This window comes from Acidobacterium sp. S8, from assembly GCF_009765985.1.
Classification (GTDB): domain Bacteria; phylum Acidobacteriota; class Terriglobia; order Terriglobales; family Acidobacteriaceae; genus Alloacidobacterium.
The window spans coordinates 354,207-370,370 of record NZ_LMUM01000015.1 but is presented as its reverse complement, the minus strand read 5'-3'; the positions used below and the strand labels follow the sequence as shown (position 1 = coordinate 370,370).

Sequence of the window (16,164 nt, the reverse complement as noted above, 5' to 3'; positions counted from 1 at the left end):
AGCGAAACAAATCCAGCCAATTTCTGTCTACATGTATGCGCAGTCACAGCATGCTAGCGGTTTACCAGTCCGATATCCTCCTGCTTCACCCCCAGGAGCGCCCGCGGCACCGGGTCCCGGACCCATTTGACTTAGGCGCGGCACCCTGTCCGGATATACTGCTCGGGAATGTAATTCGCTGTATGCGGGAATATCATTGGCAAGCGTCAGGTATTCTGGACAATCAATCCAGACAAACAGTTCGAACCTTTATAGGATGGCCATGTTCGATACAAATCCAAAGCCTCGCACCGTCGTCTCCCGGCTGGCCGCACTAGCCGCCGCTGGGCTTTTTGCCTTCACTGCCTCGGCCCTTGCTCAGAACGACACGCAGGCTATCGTCCCCACCCGTATTACTCAGGTGATCAATCCTGACAACCGCGTTACACTGCAGCACAACGTACACCCGCTCGCGCAAGCCAGGTACGATCAGGGCGCGGCTCCGGCTTCCATGGCTACCGGACGCATCATGCTGGTGCTCAAGCGCAGCGACGCGCAGGAGAACGGCCTGAAGCAATACCTCGGCGACCTGCAAAACCCCCACTCGGCTAATTACCGTAAATGGCTCACCCCGGTCCAGTTTGGTCAGCAGTACGGTGTCAGCGACACCGACCTGAACACGGTCGCCGCCTGGCTGCAGTCCCAGGGCTTTACCGTAGATAAGGTGCCGCAGGCCCACAACGTCGTCATCTTCTCCGGAAACATCGCTCAGATTCAACAGGCCTTCCACACCTCCATCCATAAATATGTGATCAACGGCGAAACCCACTTCGCCAACGCGACCGACCCGCAGATTCCCGCCGCCCTCGCCCCGGTCATCGGCGGCATCGCACCGCTGAACGACTTCCGCCCCCGCCGTGGCGCCATCACCAAAACCAAGGCGCATTACGATCCGGAATCGAAGAACATCAGGCCTGACCTGACTTTGAGCGACAGTAACGGCAACAATTACCTCTTCGTTGACGCGGCAGACGCAGCTACCATCTATGACACGCCGAACTCAACCCTGAATGGTAATTATTCGTCGGCAAGCTCGTCCTTGGTCGGCGGCAAAACCTATGACGGAACCGGCATCACCATCGGCATCGCAGGCGATTCCAACATCACCCCCTCCGACATCACCAACTACCGCGCTGCCTTCCTGCCATCGTCTTACGGCGGAAACCAGCCCAGCATCATCGTCGATGGCAACGACCCCGGCATCACCGGCGACGCCATTGAGGCTCTCCTCGATCTCGAAGTCTCCGGCGGCATCGCTCCCGGCGCGAAGGTGAATTTCTATACCGCTGCCGATACAGACTTCCAGTCAGGCCTCTTTCTCGCCATCTACCGCGCTCTTGACGACAACAATGTCAGCATCCTGAACGTCAGCTTCGGCGCCTGCGAAGCTGCCCAGGGTACCAGCGGCAATCAGCAGATCCTCAATGCATGGGAGCAGGCCGCCGCCCAGGGCATCAGCGTCACCGCCTCCACGGGTGACAGCGGATCGGCAGGCTGTGACGACGAGAACAGCGTCACCACGGCGACGAACGGTTTGGCCATCAGCGGCCTTGCGTCTACACCCTATAACATCGCAGTCGGAGGAACCGACTTCGACGTTCTCGGCACCGCTACCGGCTTCGCTCAGTACGTCGATACTACAAACAGTGCCTCCAATTTCTATCTCACCGCGAAGGGTTACATTCCAGAAACACCTTGGAACGATTCGACGGTAACGAATGCCCTCCTCAGCGCCAACACGGCTAGCAAAGACAGCAATGGAAACACCAACATCGTCGGTGCAGGCGGAGGCGTCAGCAGTTGCACCGATTCCACGACAGATGCGAATGGAAACATCTTTTGCACGACAGGCTCCGGCTATCCACAGCCGCCATTCCAGGCTGGAGGAGTGGTGCCCAGTTCGATCTTTGGCGGTGCAGCAGCCACCCGTGCCGTTCCCGACGTCTCCCTCTTCGCCTCCGACGAGACTTACGGAGCCACCTGGGTCGTCTGCGCTGACAGTGTCTCTTTCCCCGCCTCCGATGGATCGACCTACACCGACTGCCAATTAACGAATGGTCAGTTGGGAAGCAGCAGCACGTTTACGGGTGTAGGAGGCACATCGGCCGCAGCGCCTGCCTTCGCAGCAATGCTGGCTCTTGTATCGCAGTCGCAGGGTGGCATCCGTCTCGGGCAGGCCAACAATGTTCTTTACAACCTGGCGAACCAGCCGGCACTTTACTCAAAGATCTTCCACGACACCACCACCGGCAATAATTCGGTAGTCTGCACATCCGGAAGTACAGATTGCGGAACGAATGGCTTCCTGACCGGCTACAACACCGGAACCGGTTATGACGCGGCCAGCGGTCTCGGCAGCGTGGATGTATCGCAACTGGTCGCGAACTGGACCAAAGCCAGCATCTATCCCACCACGACAACCTTGCAGATTACCGGCTTTACCAGCGGCAATTCAGTCGTGCATGGAACCAACCTGACCTTCTCTTCCACTGTTACCAGCACCAACGGTACGCCGGACGGTGATGTAAGCATCATCAATGACAGCGGTCTGACAAACAACGGCGCGCTTCCCGGCGAATTTTTGACACTGTCCAACGGTACCGCCAGCGGACAGACGGGTGATCTTCCCGGCGGCACGTATAACGTCTACGCCTACTATGGCGGCGACGTGAACCATGCCGGCAGCAAATCCACGACGCCGATTGCGGTCAACATCACGCCCGAACAGAGTTCGATTTCATTAGGTGCTTATGTCTATGACCCCAAGAGCTTCAACACGATTTGCAATGACTATGATCAGTCTGCACCAGCTTGCGCTGGCGCCACGATCCCGTATGGATCTGCGACATCCATCAACGCCCAGCCGATAGGAGCGTCGAATTCAAATACCTCTGCTACCGGAAGCATTAGCTTCTCCGATTCGGCAGGCAATCTTACATACAACAATCAGCCCGGCAATCCCATCAGCGTACCAATTGCCAACGGCGGAGCAGCAGTCTACGACAACTGGTACTACCAGAATCAGTCGTTTTCAGTCGCATCGCATAGCATCTCCGCTGCCTATTCCGGCGACCCGAGCTATCAGTCAAGCTCGGCCAGCGGATTGGCGATCAAATTCACGCAGGGTGCGACAACCACAGTCGCCCAGGCCACCCAGACTTCGACCTCTTCAACCGTCACGCTGCAGGCCCAGGTCAATACCGATAGCATCGGCCTTGCCCCCACGGGAACGGTAACCTTCAAGAACGGCACCACCGTTCTGGGAACCGTGCAGACCGCGTCCGCGACTGGTTTTGTCTCCAATACATCGGGTCAGGGCAGTACGGTCGCAGCCTTGTACAGCCTGCAAATCCCGGCAAGCCAGATCACCAGCTCTGTGAAAGTAGCCAAGGTAGATCACAGCGCCTTTTCATGGAAGCTCTCGGGCGGCCTCGCTGTAGCCTGCCTCTTCCTCTTCACCGTCCCGGCGCGTCGCCGCAGCTGGCGCGCGATCCTCGGCCTGGCAATCTTCGCCTTACTGATGTCGAACGTCATCGCCTGCGGCAGCAGCCCTAGCTCCAGTAGTGGTGGTGGCGGCAGCGGCGGTGGTGGTGGAACCGGAAGTACCAGCATCACGGCCGTCTACGCCGGAGATACCAACTACACGGGTTCGACATCTGCAGCTGTCACCGTCACAGTAACCCAATAAGCACGAGAAAGCGGGTAAGAAACTCCAGGTTTCTTACCCGGCCCAAGTACCAGTAATACTGAATGAATTAGGAGTACCGGGTGCCCCAGGTTCGCGAAGCTAACCTGGGTTTTCATGGAAATCATACGCAGCATCGCGTGAGCTCGAAGGCAGTTACATCGTGGCCTTCTTCTATCGGTTTTTAATCACAGCGGGTGCCCCGGGTTCGCGAAGTTAACCTGGGTTTTCATAGAAAGCGTATAAGACAGGGCGTGGGCCCGAAGGGCTAGAACCGTCGGCGGTGAATTAACAAAAAAAAGACGAAGGGCCTTCAAGGCCCGGCTATAAAATTCACCGGCGAACCGATAACCCTGTCAAGCCCCCCCCCGACTTTAAGAATCCGTTATAAACCAAACAAAACAAGCGATTTATTTCCTGCGAAGTTTGGCAGAGAATTACCGCCTAAATTGCTACTCTGGATATAGAGCAATTTTCCTTGCGCCACAAAACGGCCAAAGCCGCTCTCTTAAATTATTGAAAACATTAGAGAAACATAAATTCCCTGGAATCAAGAATTTAGCGGGATCGTGCTCCGCTAAATTCTTGAAAATAAGGAATTTACAAAGTTAAGGGATGGCTTACTGCGGTGGACGCTGCTGCAATTCCGGACTGCTGCTGTTGCTGTTGTCATCGAACGAGCGAACGGCTCCCACCTTATGCGAGGTCGTCACCGTAATCGGTGACTGCAGCTTGAAGTTGATCAGCGTTTCCGGCTGAATCTCCACCTGCTGTCCACGAGTAACGGCGTTCACGCCAGCTCCAGCGCCGCCTCCAGCAACTGCGCCGATAGCGGCACCCTTGCCGCCGCCCGCCAGCGCACCGATGATCGCTCCAAGCGCTGCACCACCGCCGGTCTTCACGGCAGTATTCTTGCCGCGCGCATTGCCCTCGCGGGAATAGGGTTCAGTCACGACTGGAATCTGGCGGCTCTGAGTATCGATCTGAGTGAGCTCAATCGAGAGCAGGGAACTGCCCTTGAAGTGAGCCGCATCTTTCGCGTCCACTATACGGCCAACGATATTGGCTCCGTGCGAAACGGCAACCATGCCATCGGCAACCAGATCGCCTGCCAGTGACGCATGGAAGGTCTGGTTCGCCTGTGCATCCTTGCTGCTAAGCGCATCCGTAATGCGCACCGGAATGATCGTGCCCGCAGGAATTGTGACCGTCTTCGCTACTGGTTGCGGCGGCGGCGGAGGTGGCGGCGGTGGAACCGGAGCCGCCTGCTGTACCGGGGCGGGAGCTGGCGCTGGTGCGGGAGGCGGAGGAGGCGTCGCTTCAGCTACCTGCTTCTCCTTATGCCGCTCAGGTTCACGCTTCTTCTCCGGAACGGGAGCCGGAGCAGCCGCCACTGAAGCCGCAGCCTGCTGTGGAGGCTGAACCGTCAAATTATTTACGACAGTTTTCACCCCATCCACGCTGCCGGCATCATTTCCGGCCAGCGCGCGCGAGGCATCATCATTGGCCGCGCCGGAAAGAGTGGCGATGCCGTTCTGTACAGCGACCTGAATATTCTGTCCATTCAGAGCGCTTTCGCCCGATATTTTTGCCTGAACATCGCCGGTGATTTGTTGATCTGTCCGCGCCGGTTGTTGCGCTGTTTCTTTCTTGCAGCCTGCTCCGAATAGCAGCGCAGCAGAGAGTACTGCCGCTTGCACGAGTCGTGTGCTGGTAGGAATCGTTCTCATAACCTCTTCATTATCTCCGAATCTTTCTTCCTGTTGCCGCTTCATTCCTAACGCAGTGGCAGCGCGAAGGATAAACGCGGCATCTCACTGTCTGATATGACGAAATAGAACCATAAAGGTTCTAATATCTGGTAGTATCCGTTTGCCAGCGAAGGAGAAAAAGATATGTCGGATGAGAAACAGTCAGGTGGTTTCAGTTGGTTTCTGGCGGGTCTCGGACTCGGTGCGCTATTAGGCGTACTGTACGCCCCTAAAGCAGGCCGGGAAACACGTGAGGAACTGGCCAGCAGCGCGCGCGAAGGCACAGAGTTTATCAAGCAACGCGGACGTGAAGCTGCCGATCAGGTGAACGTTTACGTCGATCGCGGCCGTACCCAGGTGAGCGAATATGTGGATCGCGGCAAGGAATACGTAGAGCGTGGGAAGTCCCAGATAAACGACCTGGTGAGCCAAGGCAAACAGTTCGTCAACGAGCAGGGTGAGCGTGTATCTGCTGCGGTGGATGCCGGTCGCACCGCGTACAAGACGACTACAGAATCGATTCCCCCTCAGGACCCGACGCAGCTGTAATCCAATCGAAAGGAACGCCAACCGGACGGCGAGGCAAGAGCATGCAGAATCCGCAAATCGTATTAATCATCTTTACTGCTTTCACCTCGGTTGGCGTCCTGATCCAGGCCTTCGTTCTGCTCGGCATGTTCATTGCCTTGAGGAAGGCCACCAACAAGGTTCATGACCTGTCAGACCAGCTGAAACAGCATTTAATACCTGCACTATCCCACTCGCGAAATCTGCTTGAGGACATATCCCCCAAGATTAAGGTGGCTACGTCCAACCTGGTTGTCGCTAGCGAGGTGATTCGCACGCAAGCCGAGCATCTTAACAAGACGATGTCTCATGTTACTGACGTTGCCGAAACTCAGGTAACGCGGGTCGACGAGATGGCAACCGCCGTCCTCGATGGACTCACTCAGGCTACCGCTGCTGTGCAGCACGGAATATCCACTCCTCTCAAGCAGGTATCGGGTGTGCTCAATGGCCTGCGCGCCGGCTTGGAAGTCCTGCGTAAGAAGGAAACGCCGGCGCACGTTGGAAACGACGGAATCAACGTTCTTTAGTTCTGCTTCTGCTCCAGAAATCGCTCCACCACCGGGTTCATCCTGGCGGTTTCACAACCGGGCGACATGTGCCCACAGTCTGATTCGAGCAGCAATGTCTGCGCGTGGATCAGCTTGGCGAAGCCCAGCGGCGGAAGGGAATTCACCATATGATCCTGCGTCGCCGTCACGATAAGCACCTTCGCCTTCACCTTATTCGCGGCTTCGAAGATCGGTCCTCCATGTGCAATGTCATGCCCGATCAGCGCCTGTAGTTGGCGCAGGTAATCATTGGCATCGAAGAAGCGGTCGCCATCGGTTACGATCTGCTCGAAATATTGTTGGAAGCCCTCACGCGTGGTGTGATTGGCGCGAAAGTTCGGCGTGGACAGGTTCATATTGTGAATAAGCGCAACCAGCGACAGCGCCGGCCTCTGCGTATACTTGCCGTGGTTGTAAGCAGGATCGCTTTCGAGCGCCTTCAGTTCCGTGTTCCAGAGCAGCAGGTCATAAGAGCTCATCTGTGGTGTTCCAACGATAGGAACCGCCACATCCATGAAATCGGGATGACTCACCATCCACTGAAAGGTCTGCAGTCCGCCCATCGATATGCCCATGACGGCATGCAGGTGTTCGAGGTGCAGCGTCTCGGTCACGAACCGATACTCGGATTCGACCATATCGCGGATGGAGAACTGCGGGAAGTCGGTACCGTGCTGGGTCGCACTGTTAGAGGGAGAGCTGGAAATCCCGTTGCCGAGAGGATCGACGGCGATGACGAAGTACTTCGAGGTGTCTATATAAGACCCCGGCCCCAGGCCCATAGTCACATCACCGCTGCCACCCGTAAACCACGCTGGAACGAGGACTGCATTGGACTTTGCCGCGTTCAGAATGCCAAGCGTGCGATAACCGATCCTGCAATCGTGGATAACGGCGCCATTCTCCAGCCTCAGGTCACCAAGGCTGGCGTATTGAAGCGCTGGGATCGCCTGCGCGTAAAGAAACGTTGAAAAGAAAAATAAAACGAAAGAAATAAGCACACGCTGCATTTCGATTGCTATTCTAATGCCTCGGAACATAATCCATCTTTGGAGACTACGCAATTGCGGTCTGCATTTTGTTCAGCCTTGGCTTGTAGTGTAGTTCTGTTTTCTGCAATCGGTATGAGTGCGCAAACCACGCAGCCGACGTTTACCAACACCCTTATGCCTGAACCGGCAAAGTTTACCGCAGGGCAGGGCAGCTTTGCGCTGACTTCCTCGTTCACGGTGGCTGCTCCGCAATTCCGCGATGAACGATTGGATGCCGGCATTGGACGAATGCTGCATCGGCTGGAATATCAGACCGGCGTGCCCATCTCAAAAGCCATTCAGAAGGACTCTGCAGGAGCTTCGCTAGTTATTGAAGTAAAGGGCGCGGGCGAAATGGTCCAGTCTGTCGATGAAGACGAATCGTATTCGTTGAATGTGGCTGCCAACGGCGTAAAGCTACAGGCGAATACTGTCGTTGGCGCATTGCGTGGAATGGAGACGCTGCTGCAACTCGTTCAGGTTTCCGGTTCCGGATACATTCTGCCCGCGGTGAGCATTGAAGATACTCCGCGTTTTCGCTGGCGCGGTCTGTTGATTGATTGCGGACGCCACTTCGAGCCCGTGAGCGTAATCGAGCGCACCCTTGACGGCATGGCAGCCGTGAAGCTGAATGTCCTGCATTGGCACCTGACCGAAGATCAGGGTTTCCGCATTGAGAGCAAGATTTATCCCAAGCTGACGGGTATGGGCTCAGACGGTCTGTACTACACGCAGGATCAGGCGAAGGAAGTGGTGGCCTACGCGCGGGCGCGCGGTATCCGCGTGGTGCCTGAATTCGATATGCCGGGACACAGTGTGAGCTGGTTCGTCGGCTATCCGGAAATCTCCAGCGGGTCCGGTCCATATCAGGTTCGGCGTGAATTCGGCATCAGCGACGAAGCCATGGATCCGACGCGCGACAGCGTTTACAAATTCCTCGACAACTTCATCGGTGAGATGACGACTATCTTTCCCGATCCATATCTGCATATTGGCGGCGATGAAACCAAAGGCGTGCAATGGAAGCAGAATCCAAAAATCGTAGAGTTCATGCAGAAGCACGATCTAAAAGATCCTGCCGCACTGCAGGCTTACTTTAATCAGCATTTGCTGAAGATTCTCGAGAAGCATCATCGGCACATGATTGGGTGGGATGAAGTCTTGAACCCGGCCTTGCCGAAGGATGTCATGATTCAGTCATGGCGCGGCGAGGAATCACTCGGAGCAAGCGCGAAGCAGGGATACCAAGGGATTTTATCTGCTCCGTATTATCTGGATGCGATGAAGTCGGCGGAAGAGCATTACCTGGCAGATCCGCTGCCGTCGACTTCTGATCTGACGCCGGAGCAACGCACACTCATCCTCGGGGGGGAAGTGTGCATGTGGGGCGAGCAGATCAACGAAGGTACGATCGACTCGCGTATCTGGCCTCGCACGGCCGTAATTGCTGAGCGCTTCTGGTCTCCGGAGAATGTGCGCGACGTGGATGATATGTATCGCCGGCTCGCTGTCGTATCGGTGCGGCTGGAGGCATTTGGTTTGACGCACATTACCCATGAAGATGTAGGCCTCCGCGCTTTGACAGGCACGAAAGATATCGATGCCTTGCGTGTCTTTGCTTCTGTTCTGCAACCGGTGAGCTTTGGCAATCGCTACCAGGGACAGCATACTTCGCAGCTTACCCCGCTCAATCATCTTGTGGATGCGGTTCGTCCCGATCCCCCCTCACGCCATGATTTAGAGGTGCTGGTGAACGCGTTCCTTCAGAATCCTTCGCAGCACGAGGCGGAGCGGCACCAGCTTGAGAACATTTTCTCTTCCTGGACAGCCGCAGCGCCGAAAGTGCAACAGCAGGTTGCTGCATCGCCTTTGCTCGCGGAGGATGCCACCACCGGCAGGGCTCAGCAGTTTGCCCAACTCGCCCAGATTGGCTCGGAGGCAGTAGCTCGTCTGGCTGGCGGAAATGGGTCTCAAGCGGATTGGAAGCAGAATAGCCTTGCGGTATTGGATGCTGCACAGAAGCCGCAGGGGCTTGTTCGGTTTACCGTCCTTGATCCCCTGCGGAAGCTGGTCGAGGCGGGCCAATAGACGGACTAACTCTGAATTATGTGTAAAGAAGATGGCATCCGTCGGATGCCATCTTCTTGATTGAAACTTCCATCATTACATTTATGCGAGGCTGTTCTGAGGAACGGCCTCTTTCATTTGCTGCTTGTACCAATCCACAGTACGGCGAAGTCCTTCTTCGAAGCCGATGAGCGGTTTATAGCCGAATGCGTCCTGCGCAGCCGTGATATCGGCAAGCGAATTCTGAATATCGCCAGTTCGTTCAGGTCCGTAAAGCGCTGGTTGAGTGAAACCGGCCAGCTCGGCGAGAATTTTGTAGGTCTCGTTCAGCGTGTGGCGCTCACCGCAGGCAATGTTGAAGACTCTACCTGCGACTTTCTCCGCCGGTGCTTCCATAGCCAATAGATTGGCAGAGACAGCATTTGCGACGTAGGTGAAATCGCGTCCCTGTTCGCCATCCCCGAAAATGGTTGGCTGCTCCCCGCTGAGCATGAGCAGAGCGAATTTTGCCATCACGCCGCTATAAGGAGAGTCGGGAACCTGTCGCGGACCGAAGATGTTGAAGTAGCGCAGGCAAACCGTCTCAAGTCCGTAAACCTGCCAGTAGCTGCGCATGTAAAGTTCTCCCGCAAGCTTCTGCACCGGATACGGCGCAATCGGCATGGGAACCATTGTTTCTTTACGAGGAAATCCCGGCTGATTGCCGTAAGCGGAAGAGGAAGCAGCATAGACGATGCGCTTGACTCCGGCCGCGCGTGCGCCTTCGAGCAGGTTAAAGGTCCCGTCAACATTTGCCGTGTGGCTGGTGCGGGGATCTTTCACCGAACGTGGTACAGACGGCAACGCAGCCTGATGCAGAACATAATCAACGCCTTCACAAGCGCGTGCGATGGCATCGGCGTCGCGAAGATCTCCTTCTACGAAGTCCAATCTGCCGTTGATTTCCGCAAGATTCTTCTTGAGGCCTGTTTCGAAGTTGTCAAAGCCGCGGACAATTTCTCCGCGTTCCAGAAGCGCCTGGCTAATCCAGGAGCCGAGAAATCCGGCGCAGCCGGTTACGAGATAACGAGCCATGTCTCTTCTATCGTAGCCTCTCTACGCAACACTGTGTAAGTGGCGCAAAATCAGGCATACTGGAGATACATGCAGGCCTTAAGACCATTCAGACTTGCTCCATATTTCCGGACCCGCATCTGGGGGTTCCACGATCTTTCACCCTGGTTTGATTACAAGACAGAAGGCGAGCCGATCGGCGAAGTCTGGCTCACCGGCGAAATGTGCGCCGCAGAGACCGGACCCCTGACGGGTCAGCCACTTAACAAAATCACAGCTGAACAGGGCGAGGCACTCCTCGGTAAGAGCCATGGCGGGGAAGAGTTTCCGCTGCTGATCAAGATTCTTTTCCCCAAAGAGAAGTTGAGCGTGCAGGTGCATCCGGATGATGTGATGGCACAGAAATACGGGGAACCGCGCGGCAAAACAGAGTGCTGGTATGCCCTCGACGCTCAGCCCGGAGCTGAGGTTGCGCTTGGCATCACGCCCGGAACAACGCCAGACCAGGTCAGGGCGGCGATTCAAGATGAAACCCTCGAAGAACTGCTGAATCATGTTCCAGTGAATAAAGGCGACATGATCTTCGTCGATGCCGGCACGGTGCATGCCATCGGGCCCGGCGCGGTCCTGCTGGAGACACAGCAGACCAGCGATTTGACATATCGAATGTATGATTACGGGCGTCCGCGTGAGCTGCATATCGATAAATCCATCGAAGCAACGCGGCTCTCGACCGACGCGGGCAAGAAGGCTGCCAAGACTGTGAATGGCTACGCTGTCCTCATCGATCAGAAATATTTCCGCATTGAGCGCTGGAAGGATGCTCTACCAGACGCAGACAATGCATCGGCAGACGTAGTGCAGATGTTCTTTATCGCGAACGGGAATGCGACGATAACGGGGGAAGGCTTTGAGCCTATTTCTCTCGATCGCTGCCAACTGGCCGTTATTCCTGCTGAAGCAGGGAACTGGAGCATCGAAGCACAAGCAGGTGCCGAAATCATTCGCATTCTGCCGCAATTCGCCTAAAGATCCTGGAGGATCATGCCCCAATCAGCCGATTTTCGACCGATCATTCTGGCCGGAGGCAGTGGGACGCGTTTCTGGCCACGCAGTCGCCGAGCCCGTGCGAAGCAAGTGCTCGCGCTCGACGGCGAGCGCACGATGATTCAGCGTACTGTGGACCGTCTCGCGCCGCTGGCAAAACGCGACGATGTTTGGATCATCACCAACGACCTGCTTTCACCAACGATCTGCGATCAGCTTGACCTGGTTCCCAAAGATCATGTGGTCTGCGAGCCGGCCGCGCGCAATACTGCGCCCGCCGCCGGGTTGGCTGCGTTTCTTATCGAGAGGATCAATCCGGACGCGGTGTTGGGCATTTTTCCCTCAGATCATGTGATCGGCGATGAAGCGGCATTTCTAGCTGTCCTCGAAGATGCAATCAAAATTGCAGCTGCCGGCGAGAATATGGTTGTGCTCGGCGTGACGCCGACTCGTGCTGAAACTGGCTATGGCTATATCGAGACGGGCGATACGCTCGATGATGGTTCGATGCGTGTCCGCCGCTTTACCGAGAAACCGAATCAGGAGCGCGCTGAAGAGTTTGTAACGGCAGGAAATTATCACTGGAACAGTGGCATTTTTGTGTGGAGCGCGCGCACTCTTGCGGATGCCATCCGCGAACACCTCTCGGAGACAGCGCCGATTCTGGAAGAAATTGCGGCTGCGTATGGAACGCCTGAGTTTCGCAGCGTATTCGAGAGGCTTTATCCGCAGTGCGAAAACATCAGCGTTGACTATGCGGTGCTTGAGCCTCGCTCGGCCAAAGGTGAGCACCGCTCGAATCTCTATTGCCTGCCGGCAAATTTCGGCTGGAACGACCTTGGCTCGTGGGCTGCACTCTACGAGCACCAGATGGAGCAGGCGCAGCACGTCGACCAGCATGAGAACGTCGCAGAGTGTGCCGGAAGCATGGCAATCGATGCAGAGGGTAATTACATATTCAGCCCAGGTAAATTCGTTGCACTGGTCGGCGTGAAAGATCTCGTAGTCGTTGAGACAGATGATGCGATTCTGGTTACCACCCGCCACCATTCCCAGGATGTCGGAAAAATTGTGAAACAGCTCGCCGCGAATGGGCGCGAAGAACTCATCTAAGTTTTCCGGAGAAGAAGAAGCAAACACATGGGAAATGCAACTGCGATTAAGTTTGGCACGGACGGCTGGCGCGGCATTATTGCCGACGATTTTACCTTTGATAATGTACGAGCCGCCGCGACAGCCATTGGCAATTATGTACTTTCGAAGAAGGACCCGGGCGAAGGTGTCTGCATAGGCTACGACACTCGTTTCGGTTCGCACGCTTTCGCGAACGCTGTGGCAGAAGTTCTCGCGGCGGCAGGCATCCGCGTGAAAATTGCCGACCGCATTACGCCGACGCCGGCGCTTTCCTACGGAGTGCGCGCGCATGGCGCCGCTGGTGGGGTGATGATTACTTCAAGCCATAACCCGTATCAGTGGAATGGAGTGAAGTACAAGGCTTACTACGGCGGATCTGGAAAGCCGTCCATCATCACCGAAATTGAAGGCTATCTCGGAAAGCCGTTGCCCGAAGCTGCGACCCCAGCGAAGATCGAGACTGTCGATTTTCAGACTCCTTACATCGAAGCGATTTCACGCTTTGCCGACCTCGATCTCATCAGCAAATCCGGCCTGAAGTTCGGAATCGACTGTATGTATGGCGCCGGTCGAGGAGTGTTAGCGGGTATCTTTACAAAAATTGGCGTCGATTTCGTCGAAATTCGCGCCAATGTCGATCCGCTTTTTCCCGGCATCAATCCTGAGCCCATCGAACCTCACATACGGGCCATGCAGGAAACAGTGGTGGCGGAAAAGTGCCAGGCTGGACTCGTGACAGATGGCGATGCAGACCGCATTGGCGCCGTAGATGAGCACGGCAACTTTGTCGATCCGCACAAGATTTTTGCTGTTCTCCTGCAATGGTTGCTGGAGCGCAAGAAGTGGCCGGGCGATGTCACACGCGCCTTCAACACCACCAAAATGCTTGACCGCATCTGCAAACGCTATGGACGCAAACTGTACGAGCACGGAATCGGCTTTAAATATGTGTGCGATCTGATGCTGGAAAAAGACATCCTGATAGGCGGCGAGGAATCTGGTGGCATCGGCATTAAGCGACATCTGCCTGAGCGCGATGGCCTGCTGAATGCACTCCTGATTGCCAACGTGATGGCGGAGGAGGGCAAGACGTTGGGCCAGCTGGTGGCACGCCTTCAGGAAGAGTATGGCGAACATCAGTACGGGCGCATCGATTTACATATCAACGATGATTTGAAGAACGCCACCATCGCCAAGGCTCGCTCCGGCGTGAAAGAATTTGCAGGCATGCCGGTAGATCGTGTCGAAACCCTCGACGGCATCAAGTTTTTCTTGAATAACCCTGAAGCACAAACCAAACCGAATGCTGCGGAAACATGGCTGCTGCTTCGTGCCTCCGGGACGGAGCCGCTGCTGCGCATCTACTCGGAATCGTGCTCAAAGGAATCGGTGTCAAAGTTGTTGGAAGCGGCGCGTCAATTTGCAATGAATAGCCTGAGTTAAGGCTGGTTATGCGCTACCCGCTGCCTGCTGCGGTGTGGCAGAATCTAAGTCGCTGAGGAAGAAGGAGCGTCATGGCTACTACGGAAAAGGCAGTTCCGCTTACACAGCTTTCTGCGTGGAAGGCTCTCACATCGCACTACGGACAGATCAAGGATGTCCAGCTGCGCACTTTGTTTGCCGACGACTCCGGTCGCGGCGAGCGCCTTGCTGTCGATGCCCTCGGTATCTATCTGGATTACTCAAAGAATCGCATCACAGACGAGACTCTGAAGCTTTTGTTCAAACTGGCAGACGAGAGCGATCTGCGCGGTCGCATCGACGCGATGTTTCGCGGAGAAAAGATCAACATCACCGAGAACCGCGCCGTGCTGCACGTAGCACTGCGCGCTCCAAAAGATGCGACGATTCTCGTAGACGGTAAGAACGTAGTTCCTGAGGTGCATGAAGTTCTGGATCGCATGTCGGCCTTTGCCGATCGCGTTCGAAGTGGTGCGTGGCTTGGCCACACCAGCAAGCGAATTAAGAACGTCGTCAATATCGGCATCGGCGGCTCAGATCTGGGTCCGGTCATGGCCTATGAAGCCCTGCGCCATTACAGCCAGCGTGATATGGTCTTCCGCTTCGTCTCGAATGTAGACGGAACTGACTTTGCCGAAGCGACGATTGATCTTGATCCCGAAGAGACGCTCTTCATTATCTCGTCGAAGACCTTTACCACTCTTGAAACGATGACCAACGCGCATACTGCCCGTGAGTGGAGCCTGAAAAAGCTGGGTGACGAGAAGGCAATCGCGAAGCATTTCGTAGCTGTTTCCACCAACGCGGCAGAGGTTTCAAAGTTCGGCATCGATACAGCAAATATGTTCGGCTTCTGGGATTGGGTCGGCGGCCGTTACTCGATGGATTCGGCCATTGGTCTCTCCACCATGATTGCTGTCGGACCAGAAAATTTCAGGAAGCTGCTGGCAGGCTTCCATGAAATGGACGAGCATTTCCGCACTGCTCCGTTCGAGAAGAATCTTCCTGTCCTGATGGGCTTATTGTCCGTCTGGTACAACGACTTTTTCGACGCTCAGACTGTTGCCGTCCTGCCGTATGACCAGTATCTGAAGCGGTTTCCCGCTTACCTGCAGCAGCTCACCATGGAGAGCAATGGCAAACACGTCACTCTCAGCGGCGATCATGTTGATTACGAAACCGGTCCCATCTTCTGGGGTGAGCCGGGAACAAATGGTCAACACTCTTTCTACCAGCTTATTCATCAAGGAACGAAGCTTATCCCCTGTGATTTCATAGGTTTTGGGAAGACATTGAATCCGTTAGGTGATCATCACGATCTGCTGATGGCGAATGTTTTCGCGCAGGGTGAGGCGCTCGCCTTCGGTAAAACCGCAGAACAGGTTAAGGCTGAGGGAACTCCAAACTGGCTGGTTCCGCACCGCGTTTTTGAAGGAAACCGGCCGTCGAATACCATCCTGATTGAGATACTCACGCCCGAAGTTCTGGGCAAGCTTGTCGCCCTGTATGAGCACAGCGTCTTTACACAGGGTGCCATCTGGCAGATCGATTCCTTTGACCAGTGGGGCGTGGAACTTGGCAAGGTTCTGGCCAAGAACATCATTACCGAGTTGGAGGGCAAAATTGTCGGCAAGCACGACAGCTCGACCAGCACACTCATCGACGAATATAAGAAGCTTAGAGGGTAAAACTTTTATATTTTCAAGCCAGGGCTGGCTGCGGCCAGCCCGTAACTTTTTCGGCGAGACTGTGTCTATAAAAACAATACGCATCTGCGC

Annotated in this window: 11 protein-coding genes; 8 read left to right on the top strand and 3 right to left on the bottom strand. The window is 55.5% G+C overall.

Annotation, left to right across the window (positions count from 1 at the left end; all coding sequences use genetic code 11):
- Positions 1-262 precede the first annotated feature (262 nt).
- The gene (locus GSQ86_RS05450; protein ID WP_158748935.1) at positions 263-3,727 is read left to right on the top strand and encodes a protease pro-enzyme activation domain-containing protein; all 3,465 of its coding nucleotides are present in this window, start codon (positions 263-265) and stop codon (positions 3,725-3,727) included.
- A gap of 617 nt (positions 3,728-4,344) precedes the next feature.
- On the opposite strand, the gene GSQ86_RS05445 is transcribed toward GSQ86_RS05450, so the two are convergent.
- Positions 4,345-5,454 (bottom strand): BON domain-containing protein, encoded by a 1,110-nt coding sequence (locus tag GSQ86_RS05445; RefSeq protein WP_158748934.1) that lies wholly within the window; start codon positions 5,452-5,454, stop codon positions 4,345-4,347.
- 165 nt (positions 5,455-5,619) lie between these two features.
- Here GSQ86_RS05445 and GSQ86_RS05440 point away from each other — a divergent pair, with 165 nt between their 5' ends.
- Positions 5,620-6,024 carry a YtxH domain-containing protein gene (locus tag GSQ86_RS05440; RefSeq protein WP_158748933.1) on the top strand — a complete coding sequence of 135 codons (405 nt, stop codon included), beginning with the start codon at positions 5,620-5,622 and terminating at the stop codon, positions 6,022-6,024.
- Positions 6,025-6,065: 41 nt separating this feature from the next.
- Positions 6,066-6,572 (top strand): hypothetical protein, encoded by a 507-nt coding sequence (locus tag GSQ86_RS05435; protein WP_158748932.1) that lies wholly within the window; start codon positions 6,066-6,068, stop codon positions 6,570-6,572.
- On the opposite strand, the gene GSQ86_RS05430 is transcribed toward GSQ86_RS05435, so the two are convergent.
- Complete coding sequence (locus tag GSQ86_RS05430) at positions 6,569-7,603, bottom strand: alpha/beta fold hydrolase (RefSeq protein WP_158748931.1); 1,035 nt, start codon at positions 7,601-7,603, stop codon at positions 6,569-6,571. The two genes, GSQ86_RS05435 and GSQ86_RS05430, sit on opposite strands and share 4 nt — an antisense overlap.
- Before the next feature lie 114 nt (positions 7,604-7,717).
- Here GSQ86_RS05430 and GSQ86_RS05425 point away from each other — a divergent pair, with 114 nt between their 5' ends.
- On the top strand, positions 7,718-9,712 hold the full coding sequence (locus GSQ86_RS05425) for a beta-N-acetylhexosaminidase (protein ID WP_158748930.1): 1,995 nt from the start codon (positions 7,718-7,720) through the stop codon (positions 9,710-9,712).
- A gap of 81 nt (positions 9,713-9,793) precedes the next feature.
- Here the strand turns inward: GSQ86_RS05425 and GSQ86_RS05420 are convergent, their stop codons facing one another.
- Complete coding sequence (locus GSQ86_RS05420; protein WP_158748929.1) at positions 9,794-10,765, bottom strand: SDR family oxidoreductase; 972 nt, start codon at positions 10,763-10,765, stop codon at positions 9,794-9,796.
- Between the two features lie 69 nt (positions 10,766-10,834).
- Between GSQ86_RS05420 and GSQ86_RS05415 the strand changes: the two genes are divergently transcribed.
- From GSQ86_RS05415 to pgi, 4 genes are all read left to right on the top strand, one after another.
- A complete protein-coding gene (locus tag GSQ86_RS05415; protein ID WP_158748928.1) occupies positions 10,835-11,773 on the top strand; it encodes a type I phosphomannose isomerase catalytic subunit in 939 nt (312 codons plus the stop codon).
- 15 nt (positions 11,774-11,788) lie between these two features.
- Complete coding sequence (locus GSQ86_RS05410; RefSeq protein ID WP_158748927.1) at positions 11,789-12,904, top strand: mannose-1-phosphate guanylyltransferase; 1,116 nt, start codon at positions 11,789-11,791, stop codon at positions 12,902-12,904.
- A 27-nt stretch (positions 12,905-12,931) separates the two neighbouring features.
- A complete protein-coding gene (locus tag GSQ86_RS05405) occupies positions 12,932-14,368 on the top strand; it encodes a phosphoglucomutase/phosphomannomutase family protein (protein ID WP_158748926.1) in 1,437 nt (478 codons plus the stop codon).
- A gap of 71 nt (positions 14,369-14,439) precedes the next feature.
- On the top strand, positions 14,440-16,074 hold the full coding sequence (pgi, locus tag GSQ86_RS05400) for a glucose-6-phosphate isomerase (protein WP_158748925.1): 1,635 nt from the start codon (positions 14,440-14,442) through the stop codon (positions 16,072-16,074).
- Positions 16,075-16,164 lie beyond the last annotated feature (90 nt).

Bases quoted from the DNA above. Each gene is read 5' to 3' on its own strand.
- GSQ86_RS05405 (WP_158748926.1), top strand. From the start codon at position 12,932: ATGGGAAATGCAACTGCGATTAAGTTTGGCACGGACGGCTGGCGCGGC.
- GSQ86_RS05445 (WP_158748934.1), bottom strand. From the start codon at position 5,454: ATGAGAACGATTCCTACCAGCACACGACTCGTGCAAGCGGCAGTACTC.
- pgi (WP_158748925.1), top strand. From the start codon at position 14,440: ATGGCTACTACGGAAAAGGCAGTTCCGCTTACACAGCTTTCTGCGTGG.
- GSQ86_RS05425 (WP_158748930.1), top strand. From the start codon at position 7,718: ATGAGTGCGCAAACCACGCAGCCGACGTTTACCAACACCCTTATGCCT.
- GSQ86_RS05415 (WP_158748928.1), top strand. From the start codon at position 10,835: ATGCAGGCCTTAAGACCATTCAGACTTGCTCCATATTTCCGGACCCGC.
- GSQ86_RS05430 (WP_158748931.1), bottom strand. From the start codon at position 7,603: ATGCAGCGTGTGCTTATTTCTTTCGTTTTATTTTTCTTTTCAACGTTT.
- GSQ86_RS05450 (WP_158748935.1), top strand. From the start codon at position 263: ATGTTCGATACAAATCCAAAGCCTCGCACCGTCGTCTCCCGGCTGGCC.
- GSQ86_RS05410 (WP_158748927.1), top strand. From the start codon at position 11,789: ATGCCCCAATCAGCCGATTTTCGACCGATCATTCTGGCCGGAGGCAGT.
- GSQ86_RS05435 (WP_158748932.1), top strand. From the start codon at position 6,066: ATGCAGAATCCGCAAATCGTATTAATCATCTTTACTGCTTTCACCTCG.
- GSQ86_RS05440 (WP_158748933.1), top strand. From the start codon at position 5,620: ATGTCGGATGAGAAACAGTCAGGTGGTTTCAGTTGGTTTCTGGCGGGT.
- GSQ86_RS05420 (WP_158748929.1), bottom strand. From the start codon at position 10,765: ATGGCTCGTTATCTCGTAACCGGCTGCGCCGGATTTCTCGGCTCCTGG.